Genomic DNA, 14,607 nt, shown 5'->3' with positions numbered 1-14,607 from the left:
GTCTGTTTCTGCAAATATAAGCATTTTATCCGCTTATGCAACTTATAATCAGGGATTTAATTTATAGAAGTCCCCTTTACAAAATCGTGGAGTATGCCTACTATTCTGCAGAATTTCCAGACAGGATTGCCTGGCTATGAGACTGTGACAAAGAGTACCGGTATCACGGATTATACGCGCGAACGTACAAAAACAATTCTGAACTTGCACGCTATCTATAACCAGGAAATTTTCAGCGGACACAATTTGCGTTTCCAGTTTATATACTCAGAGGAGTACTGGCACGAAAGGTCACAAAGCAGTTCGCGGAATGACAGGTTCCACCCGAACCTGACGGAAATAGATGGTGCGGGAGTGACTACCCAGTCTACCGGCGGTTCGTCCAGTAAAGAAGGTTTGCGTTCTATTGTCACCAAATTGAATTATGATATACATGACAAATACATGTTGCAGGCATTGGTACGTTGGGACGCGTCGTCCAAATTTTCTAAGGGACACCAATGGGGAACATTTCCTTCCGTATCTGCCGCATGGCGTTTTTCGGAAGAAGGATTCTTTGAACCGTTGAAGGATGTAGTTTCTAACGCGAAAATCAGAATGTCCTGGGGAAAAGTCGGGAACAATTCCGGTGTAGACCGTTATTATCAGAAAGATACCTATAATTCTTATCCATACACATTCGGAGATAACATACTGGTAGAAGGATATGCCCCTTATAAACTGATTGACCCGAACTTTACCTGGGAATCTACCGCTATGACCAACTTGGGCCTGGAACTCTCTTTCTTTAACAACCGCCTGAAGATGGAACTGGACTTATATAATAAACTGACAACGAGCATGATTCGTCCGGGACAAGTATCCAGACTCCTGTCGGGACTGGAAGCACCTGACCGGAATATTGGGGAAATGAGAAACCGGGGAGCCGAAATCTCCCTTTCCTGGCAAGACCAGATAGGTGACTTCTCCTATGGTATCGGAATCAACTATTCATATAATAAGAATAAGTTGCTTAAATGGAATGAACGGTTAGGGCGCGGAGATAAATTTCTGGGATATCCCTACGAAATGGTTTATACGTACAAGGCTGTCGGAATCGCGCAGACATGGGAAGAGATAGCTAATGCTCCTTATCAGAATGATAACCTGGCTCCCGGAGATTTATTGATGGAAGATATCAATGGCGACGGAGTGATTGACAGCAATGACAAGGTAGCCATGCCCAATAGCATGCGTTACATCCCTACGAGTGATTTCAGTATCAACTTCAATGCAGACTGGAAAGGATTTGATTTGAGCATGCTCTTTCAGGGTAATGCGGGAAGAAAGAACTTCTGGCTGGATAACTTCAATAATGTAAACGTATACACGTCCCGTTATGCTTTTCAGGAACACCATCTGGATACCTGGTCGCCCGATAACCGGGGAGCGAAATTCCCGCGCCTGACATCAGGCAGTAATGGTGGATTCAATCAGGAACAATCCACTTTCTGGCTGTATTCATGTGATTATATCAGACTGAAGAATATCCAGTTAGGATACCGGATACCCTCGAAACTCCTTAAATATATAGGTGTGAGCTCGGCACGTATCCATATATCGGCGGAGAATCTGTTTACGATTACTAAATGGCCGGGTTTGGATCCGGAGAAACTTCCTAAAAGCGGTTCGGAAATACCTTATCCGCTCATGAAGAATTATTCTTTAGGTATAAATGTAACGCTTTAAAACTATATAATATGAAAAGACATATCAATAATATATTATTACTGGTTGTTTTATTACTACAGGCTAGTTGCATTAATAATTTGCTTGACTATCCGGCTACAACAAAAATTAGTGCGGACACTTTTTGGGAAACGACCGAAGATGCGGAGAAAGGGGTGAACGCTGTTTATAACGCAATGAGGAATGCATTCGGACTGTTTTATAGGCTGGATTGTTATCCTAATGCAGACCTCGTTTATTTTCAGAATGCGAACAGCCAGTCGATAACTTCCGATTATTGGAATAAGTGTTATGCTTCTATCAACAGGGCAAATAATGCCATTATGCAGCTACGCAGGATGCAGTCGGAAGCGGTTACGGAAAAAGACCTGAACCTGCTGAAACGGTACGAGGGAGAGGTACGATTTATCAGGGCTCTTCATTATGCGCTTATGATTGACTTATATGGGGATGTCCAGTATCTGGATCATGTACCCACGCAGGAAGAAGCGTATAGCATTGCAAGAACACCGATTACCCAAGTCAGGGATTTTATAATGGATGACTATGATTATGCCATATCAGTGCTTCCCGATTCTTATGAATCGAGTGACGACCAGGGGCGGGCAACTAAAGTGGCGGCTTATGCATTCAAAGGTAAATTGGAATTGTTTTGGGCTTGCTGGAAGAAAAACGGACGTCCTGAAGTGGATAACTTCCAGCAAAGCGAGTCGGAAGCGAAAGAATATTATGAGAAAGCCATCGGTAATTTTAAAGAGGTGATGAAACCTGCCTATAATCTCCAACTGTTTAAGGACGGTGCTCCCGGAGAATATGTAAATCCGAACTATCTCCAACTCTTTACACTGGAAAATGAAAAATGCTCGGAAGTCATTTTCTCCATCCAGTATGGCGGGCCTAATATCGGGCAAGGTGAAGAATTCGTCAAAATCTTCGGAAACCGGAGCGTCCTGAATGGATGGGCAAATATGCAACCGACAAATTACTTGGTAAACTTGTATCAAAGTACTAAAACCGGTGATTATGTCGAACCGGTCATTCTGAATAAGAACCAAAACTTGACCAATGGTTCAGCGAACCCTAAAACATACGATGGGCGTGACTACCGCATGCGTAGTACTATCGTTTGGAACGGACAGAAAATGCGTACCATCACTCCCGATGGAATGACGATTGGGGACAGCGTGCCTTTTATGTTCGGTAATAAGAATGGCTATCTGGACTATAATGATAGCAGGACGGGATATATGTTCCGCAAATTCGTGAGACAATATGCCGGCTATTCCAGGTCTAACGGCCCGCAGGATTTCTATCTGATGCGCTTGCCGGATGTCTGGCTGATGTATTGCGAAGCGATGAACGAGCTTTACGGGCCATCGGACGAACTGTTCAATCTGGTTGATAAGATTAGGGGAAGAGGAAAACTTCCGGCTTTGAACCGTGAAAAATTCAAGACTAAGGAGACATTCTTTGATGCTATCAAGCAGGAGAGAGCCGTGGAGTTTGTGGCCGAAGGGCAGCGTTTCTTTGACCTGCGGAGATGGCGTCTTGCGGAAAAGGTATGGGACTATCCGAACGGAAGGGAATTGCGCAGCACATTGAATGACTTTATTCAAGACCAATATAAGAACGCGACAGACCGTACATTCCCTAGGTATTATATCTATAATATCCCTGAGGATGAGCGTGTGTTGAATCCTAATCTGACTCAGAATAAACCATGGTTATAATTAAAATATAGAGAAATGAAAACACATATCATATCAATTGTAAAGGTGTTATTCCTGACCGTTGTCCTGGGAGCTTGCGATACCGACGAAGAAGTGTATCAGGTGACAGACCGGGCAGATGCTTACATAAGTTCTGTACAGTTATACACGGCTGACAACCGCAATGTCGCTACGCAGGTGACCATTGACGACGCGAACGGGATTATCAATGTGGAAGTCAAGAACGGAGTGAACCGGGCTCACCTGAAACCTCGTTGCTCTCTGGCTCCCGAAGCGACCGTCACTCCTAAAATGGGAGTATGGACTGACTTCAGCGTACCGGTGAAATATACTGTTATCTCCGGAAGCGGGGAGGTATATAAGGAATATAAGATTATTGTTGTTGAAAAGGAATAAAGAAAGATATGAAAAAGATAAGTTGGTTTTCGCTGTATTTACTGCTCTATGCTGTTGCAGTAGCGTTCTGTTCGTCTTGTTCTGATGATGAGAGTCCTTTGAGAAATGACCTTTTACGGAAAGATGTAGGACCGGTTCTGGTAGGAAATACATTGGAATTTGCCTATGCAATAGGTTCTACGGATGGCACTCCGATAAAAGCAGTGGAGGTTACAGCGTCTTTCCCGGGTGCCGAAGGAACCGGGATTGCCATAAATAGCAGATACACCAATCCGGATAACGGTGAAGAAGAGGAAGTGCGTATTGCTACGGAGACAAGCACGGAAGGAACTGTTTCCAAAGCCTATATTGTTGATACGGTTGCTGCGACTATACGTTATTTCTATGTTGTGCCCGAAGTTGCCCGGGGCAGTAAGATAAAATTCCATTTCCGCAGTATTACCGGAACAGGTGAAGCTACTGTCCAGTCTCCTGAATATACAGTGAGCAATGTGGAAATCTTTAAGAATCTGTCATTGTCGTCCGGAGAAAGAAGTTGTTTCTCTTTGGAGACGATGCAGTCTTACTCCGTGGCTCAAGTAGAAGAAATGGGTATTGCCGGCAAGATTGATTTTATCTATACTTACAAGCCGACAATGGGTTCCGGATGGTCGTTTGCCCACGGGCTGGTATCTCCGTCCAATGAAAAAGGGTATTTGTATCCTGTTGAAATCCCGTCGGGAGCAGCCAACCGCACGTTGATGGAGAAAAGGTATTGGCCTGACGGTCAACTGAAGACCAGCGGAGTGCCTACTATCTATGTCGATGAGATAGATTTGCGCCAGGCTGCATTGGACGGAGTGACCGCACATGCTTACGAGTTAGGACAAGACCAGGGAGTCTTGATAAAAAGTCATGACGGGAAGTATATCGCCTATTTGTATATCAACGAGACAAGTAGTAATCTGAAACGTATGAGTTTTGCGATAAAGCGTTTAACTTTAAAATAGTCTGATATGAAAAACTATATAAAAAATATCTATCTGTTAATCATCTTTCTCTTTGCTGCAGTAGCTTGTAGTGATAATGACGATGTGATAAAGAAAGATGAGCCCGGAGAGGTGATACCGCCGGTAGTGGTCGAGCCTGTAACTGTACTGGATGAGCAATTTGATGATAAGAATAATTATCTGACATCGGGTGGCCAGCCGTTTCCCGCTTCTTTTTCCAACGGTTATTTTGAAAGAACTGTATCCGACGAGGTTATTCAGGATTTGAATCTGAAAGTGTTTTTGGCACAGTGTCGTCTGGAACCGGATGCTCCCGGTGTTTCAGTGAATGGCAGTACGACCTCGGACGGACGTATTCTGTTGGATGCCAATACCGGAGCCATAGAGACGGGATTGTTGGGCAGTGTTTCGAAAATCTCACTGGTAGCCGCCAATGGTTCTGTCGATAATACAGGTACAAAAGTCGTGTTGATGATTAAGACAAAAGGTGGAAACTGGGAAGTCTACGCAACAAGCCCGCTCCTTTCCGGCACAAATGCCTGTGAATGGGTATTGGATAAGAAAATTATGAAATATCCGATTTACGTGAAGATTGTTGCGGATGGGGCAACCTCTTCCACCGCTTTGGCAATCTATGATTTTAAGCTGGAAGGGACTTTATGCGAATCTCCTGTTGAGCCGGGACCGTCACCTGAAAACACCTTGTTCAATGAAGGGTTCTATAATGACGGTGAAGGTATAAAGATCTTTAAGGCTAGCGACGGTTCGGCTTTCCCCGGAGGAAACTGGAATACCAAAGAGGGCTATTTCGAAAGGATCATAGGCGAACAGGTATTGAAAGTGCGGCTGCACGGATGCCGTATTGATTATACGGAGAATCGTATTTCCATTTATGGAGAGAATACCTCTAAGGGGCGTTTGCAGATAGGGACAGGCGGAGGATATATTGAATTCCCCGTGTTGGGTTCAGTAAGTAAAATCTCTTTGGCTCTTTCTGCCGGAACTGCCGGAGATGTAGCTACCCGTGCCTTGATACAGTATCGGGATAAAGGAACCAGCGATTGGAAAGACCTTGCCATGAGTGAGGATGTTACGGCAAATTCACCTGTAAAATGGGAATTGAATGATGTTTCCGCCAATCCGGTAGCTATTCGTATTATGCAAGACCCTGCTATTACCAAGGGAAATTCATTGGCTATCTATGATTTGGTGATAGAAGGAGCAACAGACTTGTTGCCGGAAGAAGCAGTCGATGTGACGTTGATGGATGAACGGTTCAGGGAACTGAATTTGTATAAGGTAACTGAAACAGGAGCGGATCCGGACCGGAATACTTTCTACGAAGAGTTGTATTTTGACCGTGAAGTGGAAGGAAGAAACATACGTACCAAGATTTATCAGGGACGTGTGCAGAGTACTACGCGTCCCCCTGCGAATGCAAACGGTGCGACACAAGGGCGCCTGTTGTTGAAGAACTTTGCTGAAGGCGGCGCTTTGGAAACACCGATTTTTGGTAGAGTCAAGTCAATAGTGGCGAAGATTACTGCAGGTGATACTGATCGGAAAAGTAAAGCCGTACTTCAAATAAGAGGCGTAGGCGATGACAAATGGAAGGATTATGCCGTTAGTGACGAGGTAGATGAAGTAACGGTCTTATCATGGGAGTTGGAAAATATCTCGGACGAGCCTATTGCATTACGGATTATACAACATCCTGATTATACTCACAATATGGGTATCTATAATCTCACGATAGAAGGAACACTTTATTAATCGGATATACAATATGAGAACAATCAAATTTCTATTATTATACATACTTCTATCCCTCTGTGGGGGGATAGAAGCCAGTGCCCAATTGAAGCATTTGGATAAGGCGGCAGATTTCGGAGAGCATCCCCGGTTATTGCTGTTCGACAGTGATATTCAGCAAATAAAAGGTAATATTGAAAAGAATCAGCTATGGAAAAAGATAGATGATGTGATTCAGTCGGAATCCCGGAAACTGTTTGAAGTCGATGCTGTGAAGCGGATAAAGACAGGGCGCAGGCTTTTGGCAGTCTCGCGCGAAGCTTTGCGACGGATTTTCTATCTCTCTTATTCCTACCGCATCACTTCGGACGAGCAGTTTAAAGCAAGGGCGGAAAAGGAGATGCTTGCCATTGCTGATTTTGAAGACTGGAACCCTTCCCACTTTTTAGATGTGGCGGAAATGACTCTGGCTATGGCAATTGGTTACGACTGGCTATACCATGATTTGTCGGAGTCGTCGAGGACTAAAATCAAAGATGCCATTATCAAGAAAGGGATAGACACTTCTTTCAGTACAGACAATAATAGTTGGCTTTCTTCCGGTCATAACTGGAATCAAGTGTGCAACGCCGGAATGGCGTATGGTGCCATAGCGGTTTATGAAGACATGCCGGAGATTGCAAAAGTAGTTGTGGACAGGGCTGTTTCCTCTATTGCCTTGCCGATGAAAGGATATGCGCCGGACGGTGCCTATCCTGAAGGATTTACCTACTGGTCTTACGGCACCAGTTTCAATGTATTCTTCCTGTCTGCTGTCGAAAAGCTCTTTCATACGGACTTCGGACTGTCTTCAATGGAAGGTTTCCTGCCTTCCGCTTATTTCATAGAGAATATGATTGCTCCTTCAAAGGAGAGCTTCAATTATGGTGACAGTGGCGATGCCACCTCTTTGAATCCTACCCTTTTCTGGTTTGCGGACAAGATGCATGATTCGACTGTTTTGTGGAGCCAGTACCACTATCTCACAAAAAAGAAAGGCAGCTCATTCGCTAAGAACAGAATCCTGCCGGCATTGATGATATGGGGAAAGAATATCGACTTGGAACATATTCTTCCGCCGTCCCGCAACTTATGGGTTGGACAGGGCGTGACTCCGGTAGGCTCTATGAGAACTTCCTGGACTGACCCTGATGCCATATTTGTAGGTCTTAAGACCGGACGTGCCGGAGCCAACCATTCCCATATGGATATAGGTTCATTCATTATGGAAGCGGACGGCGTACGTTGGGCGATTGACCTCGGGCCGCAGGACTATACATCTTTGGAAACCGTAGGAATTGACTTGTGGAACAGAAAGCAGAACTCACAGAGATGGGATGTTTACCGGTACAACAATTTCTCGCACAACACATTGGCGTTTGACCATAAGAAGCAGAATGTGAACGGTTATACCCGTATTGACAGTTACGGAGACTCTGCCGGCTTCATGCATCTTGTTTCAGACTTGTCGAATGCCTATAAGAGTCAGGTGAAATCGTGCAATAGAGGAATTGCTGTTGTTGATAATCGTTTTGTCGTAGTACAGGATGAAATCGAAACACTGGACAAACCGACGGAACTGACCTGGACGATGGTTACCAGAGCCGCTGTCAGGAAACTCAATGATTGTACTTTGGAACTAACCGAAAAAGGTAAGAAAATGATATTCAAAGTAGAGTCCAATCAGAAGATAAAGTTGAGAAGTGTTCCTGCCAAGTCTTCCAACTCCTATGATGAATCTAATGACGGCGTAACTCTGATTGGTTTTGAAACTTCGATTCCTGCCTTGGCACAAGCCAGATATTGCGTGAAACTGATTCCCCGGAATACAAAAGCGAAGTATAAAATAACTCCGTTGAAAGAGTGGAAGTAAATTATTAAAATATACTTGAATATGAATAAGATTATTAGATATTGGGCATTTCTATTATTGCTTTTCACAGCGGTAAGTTGTGATTCATCCGATGATATGAAGGATATTATCATTTCTCCGAAAGAGGAAGTGAAGCCGCAAGTGGTCAAGGTTTTCTCGCATCCGGGCATCCTGTTCACCTATGAGGATATGGCAAGGATAAAGAAACAGGCTTTTTATTATGCAAAACCCTGGAAACTGGGTTATGAACTGCTGAAAGGCGATGCGAACGTAAATTATGTGGTACAGGGACCTTATGCGGAAGTGGAAAGGACGGAAGGGGTGAACAGTACTGCTGCGGGAGCGATGAGCGGTGATTCGCAGATGGCATACCACTGTGCTTTGATGTGGGTTATCACGGAAGAACAGCGTTATGCAGACAAGGCGATTGAGATATTGAATGCCTGGTCGGGCACATTGAAGGCTTTCACCGGCGGAGATGATATGTTGATGTCGGCATGGTATGGTTTCAATCTGATAAATGCCGCCGAGATACTCCGTTATACGGATGCAGGATGGAAAGAAGAAGATATAGTGCGGGCGGAAAAGATGTTTAAAGATGTCTTTTACGAGCTGATTAAAGACTGGAAACGCGGACGTGCAGGAAACTGGGATACTGCGATTACCAAAATGCATCTGGCAGTCGGCGTGTTTCTGGATGATAAGGAGATTTTCGACAGGGCGATAGCTTTCTATACTTCAACAACCGAAGGCAGCAACGGTACATTGAAGAATAACATCTATGATACCGGACAGAATTTTGAAAGCGGCAGGGATCAGACACATGCCCAATACGGAATAGGCGGACTGGCAGAATCCTGTGAAGTGGCATGGAAGCAGGGGCTTGATTTGTATGGAAGCATGGACAACCGCTTGTTGAAAGGTTTTGAATATATGGCGAAATACAATCTGGGCAATGACGATGTCCCTTTCCAGGGAAATGTGTACGGAAGTTCTATCTCGGCTACGGACAGGGGAAAACTCCAACCTATCTACGAGATGGTGTACAATCATTATTATAACAGGAAAGGTCTTCCGGAATCGGAACTGGAATATACCCGCCAAGTGGTGGAGAAAGTACGCGGGCAAGGTGGTGAGAGCTGGAACGCGCAATGTCTGGGATTAGGAACGCTTTTGTTTAACGAAAGTGAGTAGGAATATAATGACAGGAATGAAAATGAGAAATAACAGATTTGCTTTTTATAGCTTGATATTGCTTTTACTGGCGGGTTGTACGGGCGCAGATAGTAAAAAGCAATTTATCGGGGAAAATATGAACTATGCATGTGAACAAACCCGCTATATGCTGGAGTCTTTGGGTGATACGAACGGGCGGTATCCCAGGAGTACGAAAAAAGGCGGCAGTTTGTCTACGACGGATATTTACGGATGGACAAGCGGCTTTTTTCCGGGCACTTTGTGGTTCTTATACGAGTTCACCAATGATAGCTGTTGGAAAGAGAAGGCAGTGGAATGGACATTGCCTCTTGAACCGAACCGAACTAATACGAAAGACCATGATGTCGGTTTTATGATGTACAACAGCTTTGGCAAAGGCTTTGCCTTGACAAAGAATGAGAGTTACAGGGACATTCTGGTACAGACGGCGAATTCATTGATGACGCGGTATAATCCGAACGTCCATTCCATCCAGTCATGGGAAGGGGGCAAATCGCATCATGACACGATAATCTGGCAATTTCCTGTGATTATTGACAATATGATGAATCTTGAGTTGCTCTTTTGGGCAGCCAGGGAAACCGGGGACAAAAAGTATTATGATGTAGCTGTCACACATGCCAACACAACTATCAAGAATCATCTCCGCGAGGATTTCAGTTGTTACCATGTAGTCGATTATGACACCATAACGGGCGAAGTCAGAGACCGTGCCACTGCCCAGGGATATGCCGACAATTCGGCTTGGGCGAGAGGGCAGGCATGGGGAGTCTATGGTTTTACAATGGTATATAGGGAAACCGGAGACTCAAAGTATTTGTCCGTTGCACAGAAGATGGCTGATTTCTTCTTGCATAACCCGTCCTTGCCGGAAGACAAGGTTCCTTTGTGGGATTTTAATGCGGGACAAGACGGATATACAAAGAAATGGAAATTTGATGAGACAAAGATAGGCTATATTCCAAGGGATGCCTCTGCTGCCGCTATTGCCGCCTCTGCCCTTTTTGAGCTATATCAATATACGAAGAATCCGGAATATTATGATTCGGCTGTTACGATGATTCATAGTTTGGCGTCAGAGCAGTACAGGGCAGTACCGGGGAGTAATGCAGGTTTTTTATTAATGCATTCTACGGGTAGTCTGCCGCATGGAAAAGAGATAGATGTTCCTTTGGTCTATGCCGATTATTACTTCTTGGAAGCTTTACTGCGTTATCAGAAAATCGGTAAAGAATCCTAGAAAATAAGAAGATTTAGGTATAACCGGCTTTTCACTCAGACAGATGTGGTATGAAATTACCACATCTGTGGTATTTTCCCTGAACAGAATCCGCACTATCTTTGTACTATATTAAAACAGAGGAAATTAAAAACAGATATATATGGAAAAGATAGCAAGAAAATTGACGGATTTGGTAGGTAATACCCCGTTGTTGGAACTGAGCAATTATAATAAGAGTAATGGTCTGAAAGCTCGCTTGGTAGTGAAGCTCGAATACTTCAATCCGGCGGGGAGTGTAAAAGACCGTGTGGCGTTGGCAATGATTGAAGATGCCGAAGTAAAAGGTGTTTTGCAGCCGGGAGCTACCATTATCGAGCCGACCAGTGGTAATACTGGTGTAGGACTGGCTTTCGTAGCTGCCGCCAAGGGATATAAACTGATATTGACGATGCCCGACACGATGAGCGTCGAACGCCGTAATCTTCTGAAAGCTTTGGGGGCGGAACTGGTTCTGACACCCGGTGCGGACGGAATGAAAGGAGCCATCGCCAAAGCGGAAGAGTTGAAAGCAGCCACTTCGGATTCTGTTATCTTGCAGCAGTTTGAGAATCCTGCTAACCCCGCCACGCATTTACGCACAACCGGCCTGGAAATATGGAGAGATACCGAGGGGAAAGTCGATATCTTTGTGGCCGGAGTAGGTACTGGCGGGACAGTTAGCGGTGTAGGCGAAGCACTGAAGATGCGCGACCCGAGTATAAAAATAGTGGCGGTGGAACCATCCGATTCTCCGGTATTGTCCGGTGGAAAGCCCGGCCCGCATAAGATTCAGGGAATCGGTGCCGGTTTTGTTCCTAAGAATTATAAGGTTTCCATTGTGGATGAAGTCATCCAGGTGCAGAATGATGACGCCATTCGTACGAGCCGTGAGTTAGCAAAGCAGGAAGGTTTGTTAGTGGGCATCTCTTCGGGAGCTGCCGTATATGCTGCTGCAGAACTTGCGAAGCGTCCCGAAAATGAAGGGAAGATGATTGTGGCATTATTGCCTGATACGGGAGAACGTTATTTGTCTACCATCTTGTATGCTTTTGAGGAATATCCTTTGTAAGGCAAATATTGGAGAGGAAAGATATATAGGAAAATTAGGAATAAATAGAGAGAAATGAAGAGTGGGGAAGCACCGAACCAATCCGGTTCAGGCTTCCCCACTCTTCATTGTAAACAGGTTTGGATTTATCGGATTTTTTGAGCTTTACTGAACTTCAAAACTTCCTTTTAACCGGGCATCCTGCGAAGAAGCCCCCACCATCACCGAGAAACTTCCCGGTTCTACGGTGAACTGGTTATTCTTGTCCCACAATCCTAAATCTTGCGGTGTAAGGGTGAAATGAACTGTCTGTTCTTCTCCCGGTTGCAGATGAATACGTTCAAAGCCACGCAGTACCTTGTCATAGGTAGTCACACTGCTGAAATCATCCCGGATATAAAGCTGAACCACTTCATCTCCCGCTCTTTTACCCGTATTCTTTACGGTACACGAAACCGTGATGTTTTCCTGCGGCCCGATGACAGGCTTCGAGATTTTCAAGTCTGAATAACCGAAAGTAGTATAACTCAATCCATATCCGAAAGGATAAAGCATACCATCGACACGTACTCTACCTTTAGAGTCCGAACCCGGCTTGAACGGGAAGGCAAAAGGAACTTGCCCTACGGATTTCGGGAAAGTGACAGCAAGGCGACCGCCCGGATTATAATCTCCGAAAAGAACTTTGGCAATGGCATCTCCCATAAACTCACCGGGGAACCAGGCATGAACGATTGCAGGAATATACTTGTTTGCCCAGTTGATAGTAGCCGCTCTTCCGTCCACCATTACCAGTACGACAGGTTTTCCCGTAGCGTATACAGCTTCCAGTAGTTGCTGCTGACGTCCGCACAAATCGAGGTTAGTACGTGAGAACTCTTCACGGACAGTCTTTTCATTTCCGCCTAACACAAGGATAGTTACATCCGAGTTTTTAGCCAGTTCTACCGCTTCATCAATCATAGCCTGCTCCTGTGCATCCAACGGAACATTGTACAATTCACTTTCCGGAAAATACTTATCAATAATATCACAACCTTTCGCATACTGGACTTCCGAACCGGGCAGATATTCCTTGATTCCCTGATACACCGTCTTGATAGGCGCATGGGCAGGGCCGTATCTGCAAGTCAGTTCCTTTACTTCTTCCGCATTCGGGCCGATAACGGCTATCTTGCTGAGGCTTTTTGATAACGGCAGCATATCCTTATCGTTCTTCAGCAGCACAATAGACTCCAAGGCGGCTCTCATGGAAACATTCTGGTGGGCGGCACTGTGTACCACCGCTTCCGGGCGACGGTCGTCACCGGGATACGGATTGTCGAAAAGTCCCATCATAAACTTGACACGGAGAATTTCACCGACACGCTGGTCGAGCGTATGCAAAGACACTTTACCTTCACTGATAGCACGGCGCAACGGAAGGATAAAATCCTGTGGCGGAGTGAAGTTCGTACGGATGTTCAGTCCCGCGTTTACTACTTGTGCCGCCATTTCCTCTTCGGTAGGGGTGATACGATGCTTCGTGTGCAGGAACTCCACCGCTTCACTGTCCGAAACGACATATCCTTTGAATCCCCATTGCTGGCGCAGAATTTCCGTAAGGAAATGATAACTGCCGGACACCGGTTCGCCGTCATAGTCGTTGTATGAACTCATGACACCCAATGCGCCCGCTTCCTGGATACCTTTGCGGAAAGGTTCCAAATATAAAGTTTTCATTTCGCGCGGAGCCACGTGCGGGTCAGTACGTGTACCACCGTCACGTCCGCCAACCGGAATACTGTACACGGCAAAATGCTTGGGAGTGGCAACGATTCCTTCACCTTGCAAGCCGAGAATCATTTGTTTGCCTAACTCACCCACCAGATAAGGGTCTTCCCCGTAACTCTCCACGACACGTCCCCAGCGAGGGTCTTGCGCGATGTCCAGAATCGGAGAATAAATATTCGTGTATCCGAGCGCTTTCGCCTCATCAGCAGTGACTTTCGCTATTTCTCGAATCAGCTTTTTGTTCCACGTGGCACCTTGACCGCATTGGGCAGGGAACATTGTCGCACGGTCATGACATAATCCGCGTATTCCCTCATTCGTAAAATCGACAGGAATGCCCAGCCGAGTCTGTTCTACGAACCAACGCTGAACAGCATGACGGTTCTTCACACTATTAGCATACGGATAAGAGATTTCGGAACCGAACTTACCCAGTCCGTTTGCCTGCTCGTCAATATTCCCGATACCGTCTTTCCAGATTTCTTCAGACCATTTCGCAGTAGGCCACGCATCCTTCAATACCCGTCCCGAACCGTACAGAGTAGCCATCTGGCAAGTCTTCTCTTCCAGCGTCATCTGCGAAAGCAAATCGGCAATACGGGCTTCGATGGGAGCGGCAGGGTCTTCATATACATCCTTTACTCCGTTCTTGTTAAAGTCAATCCAAGTCTTTTTGTACATGTCCTTCGTGTTGCCCGCAGACTTGTTGCCGGTAAGGCTGTTACTGGCGAGACTACTGCCGGCAAAAAGGCTGCCGGCAGATAAGAACAAGGTGAGTCCACATAGTAATTTCTTCATAT

10 protein-coding genes are annotated in these 14,607 nt (G+C 45.4%); 9 read left to right on the top strand and 1 reads right to left on the bottom strand.

Annotated features, from left to right (window positions below; genetic code table 11):
• The first annotated feature begins 93 nt into the window (after window positions 1-93).
• From AB5443_RS11810 to cysK, 9 genes are all read left to right on the top strand, one after another.
• Window positions 94-1,728, top strand: a complete 1,635-nt coding sequence (locus AB5443_RS11810; protein WP_368113374.1) for a SusC/RagA family TonB-linked outer membrane protein — start codon at window positions 94-96, stop codon at window positions 1,726-1,728.
• Window positions 1,729-1,739: 11 nt separating this feature from the next.
• Window positions 1,740-3,458 carry a RagB/SusD family nutrient uptake outer membrane protein gene (locus AB5443_RS11805; RefSeq protein ID WP_368113375.1) on the top strand — a complete coding sequence of 573 codons (1,719 nt, stop codon included), beginning with the start codon at window positions 1,740-1,742 and terminating at the stop codon, window positions 3,456-3,458.
• A 15-nt stretch (window positions 3,459-3,473) separates the two neighbouring features.
• On the top strand, window positions 3,474-3,854 hold the full coding sequence (locus tag AB5443_RS11800) for a hypothetical protein (RefSeq protein ID WP_195662151.1): 381 nt from the start codon (window positions 3,474-3,476) through the stop codon (window positions 3,852-3,854).
• 8 nt (window positions 3,855-3,862) lie between these two features.
• Window positions 3,863-4,843 carry a DUF4466 family protein gene (locus tag AB5443_RS11795; RefSeq protein WP_022137446.1) on the top strand — a complete coding sequence of 327 codons (981 nt, stop codon included), beginning with the start codon at window positions 3,863-3,865 and terminating at the stop codon, window positions 4,841-4,843.
• Between the two features lie 6 nt (window positions 4,844-4,849).
• Entirely contained in the window at window positions 4,850-6,616 is a 1,767-nt protein-coding gene (locus tag AB5443_RS11790; RefSeq protein ID WP_368113376.1) for a hypothetical protein, read from the top strand.
• A gap of 13 nt (window positions 6,617-6,629) precedes the next feature.
• Window positions 6,630-8,507 carry a heparinase II/III family protein gene (locus AB5443_RS11785; RefSeq protein ID WP_368113377.1) on the top strand — a complete coding sequence of 626 codons (1,878 nt, stop codon included), beginning with the start codon at window positions 6,630-6,632 and terminating at the stop codon, window positions 8,505-8,507.
• A 21-nt stretch (window positions 8,508-8,528) separates the two neighbouring features.
• On the top strand, window positions 8,529-9,701 hold the full coding sequence (locus AB5443_RS11780; protein ID WP_368113378.1) for an alginate lyase family protein: 1,173 nt from the start codon (window positions 8,529-8,531) through the stop codon (window positions 9,699-9,701).
• 22 nt (window positions 9,702-9,723) lie between these two features.
• Entirely contained in the window at window positions 9,724-10,965 is a 1,242-nt protein-coding gene (locus tag AB5443_RS11775; RefSeq protein ID WP_368113379.1) for a glycoside hydrolase family 88 protein, read from the top strand.
• 142 nt (window positions 10,966-11,107) lie between these two features.
• On the top strand, window positions 11,108-12,055 hold the full coding sequence (gene cysK / locus AB5443_RS11770; RefSeq protein WP_368113380.1) for a cysteine synthase A: 948 nt from the start codon (window positions 11,108-11,110) through the stop codon (window positions 12,053-12,055).
• 144 nt (window positions 12,056-12,199) lie between these two features.
• Here the strand turns inward: cysK and AB5443_RS11765 are convergent, their stop codons facing one another.
• On the bottom strand, window positions 12,200-14,605 hold the full coding sequence (locus AB5443_RS11765; protein ID WP_368113381.1) for a glycoside hydrolase family 3 N-terminal domain-containing protein: 2,406 nt from the start codon (window positions 14,603-14,605) through the stop codon (window positions 12,200-12,202).
• Window positions 14,606-14,607 lie beyond the last annotated feature (2 nt).

It is taken from the genome of Bacteroides sp. RTP21281st1_H5_RTP21281_210402 (genome assembly GCF_040918965.1).
GTDB lineage: Bacteria > Bacteroidota > Bacteroidia > Bacteroidales > Bacteroidaceae > Bacteroides > Bacteroides congonensis.
This window is presented reverse-complemented; position numbering and strand designations above follow the sequence as displayed.

Excerpts from the sequence above, each read along its gene's own strand:
- AB5443_RS11810 (WP_368113374.1), top strand. The coding sequence starts at position 94 with ATGCCTACTATTCTGCAGAATTTCCAGACAGGATTGCCTGGCTATGAG.
- AB5443_RS11805 (WP_368113375.1), top strand. The coding sequence starts at position 1,740 with ATGAAAAGACATATCAATAATATATTATTACTGGTTGTTTTATTACTA.
- AB5443_RS11800 (WP_195662151.1), top strand. The coding sequence starts at position 3,474 with ATGAAAACACATATCATATCAATTGTAAAGGTGTTATTCCTGACCGTT.
- AB5443_RS11795 (WP_022137446.1), top strand. The coding sequence starts at position 3,863 with ATGAAAAAGATAAGTTGGTTTTCGCTGTATTTACTGCTCTATGCTGTT.
- AB5443_RS11790 (WP_368113376.1), top strand. The coding sequence starts at position 4,850 with ATGAAAAACTATATAAAAAATATCTATCTGTTAATCATCTTTCTCTTT.
- AB5443_RS11785 (WP_368113377.1), top strand. The coding sequence starts at position 6,630 with ATGAGAACAATCAAATTTCTATTATTATACATACTTCTATCCCTCTGT.
- AB5443_RS11780 (WP_368113378.1), top strand. The coding sequence starts at position 8,529 with ATGAATAAGATTATTAGATATTGGGCATTTCTATTATTGCTTTTCACA.
- AB5443_RS11775 (WP_368113379.1), top strand. The coding sequence starts at position 9,724 with ATGAGAAATAACAGATTTGCTTTTTATAGCTTGATATTGCTTTTACTG.
- cysK (WP_368113380.1), top strand. The coding sequence starts at position 11,108 with ATGGAAAAGATAGCAAGAAAATTGACGGATTTGGTAGGTAATACCCCG.
- AB5443_RS11765 (WP_368113381.1), bottom strand. The coding sequence starts at position 14,605 with ATGAAGAAATTACTATGTGGACTCACCTTGTTCTTATCTGCCGGCAGC.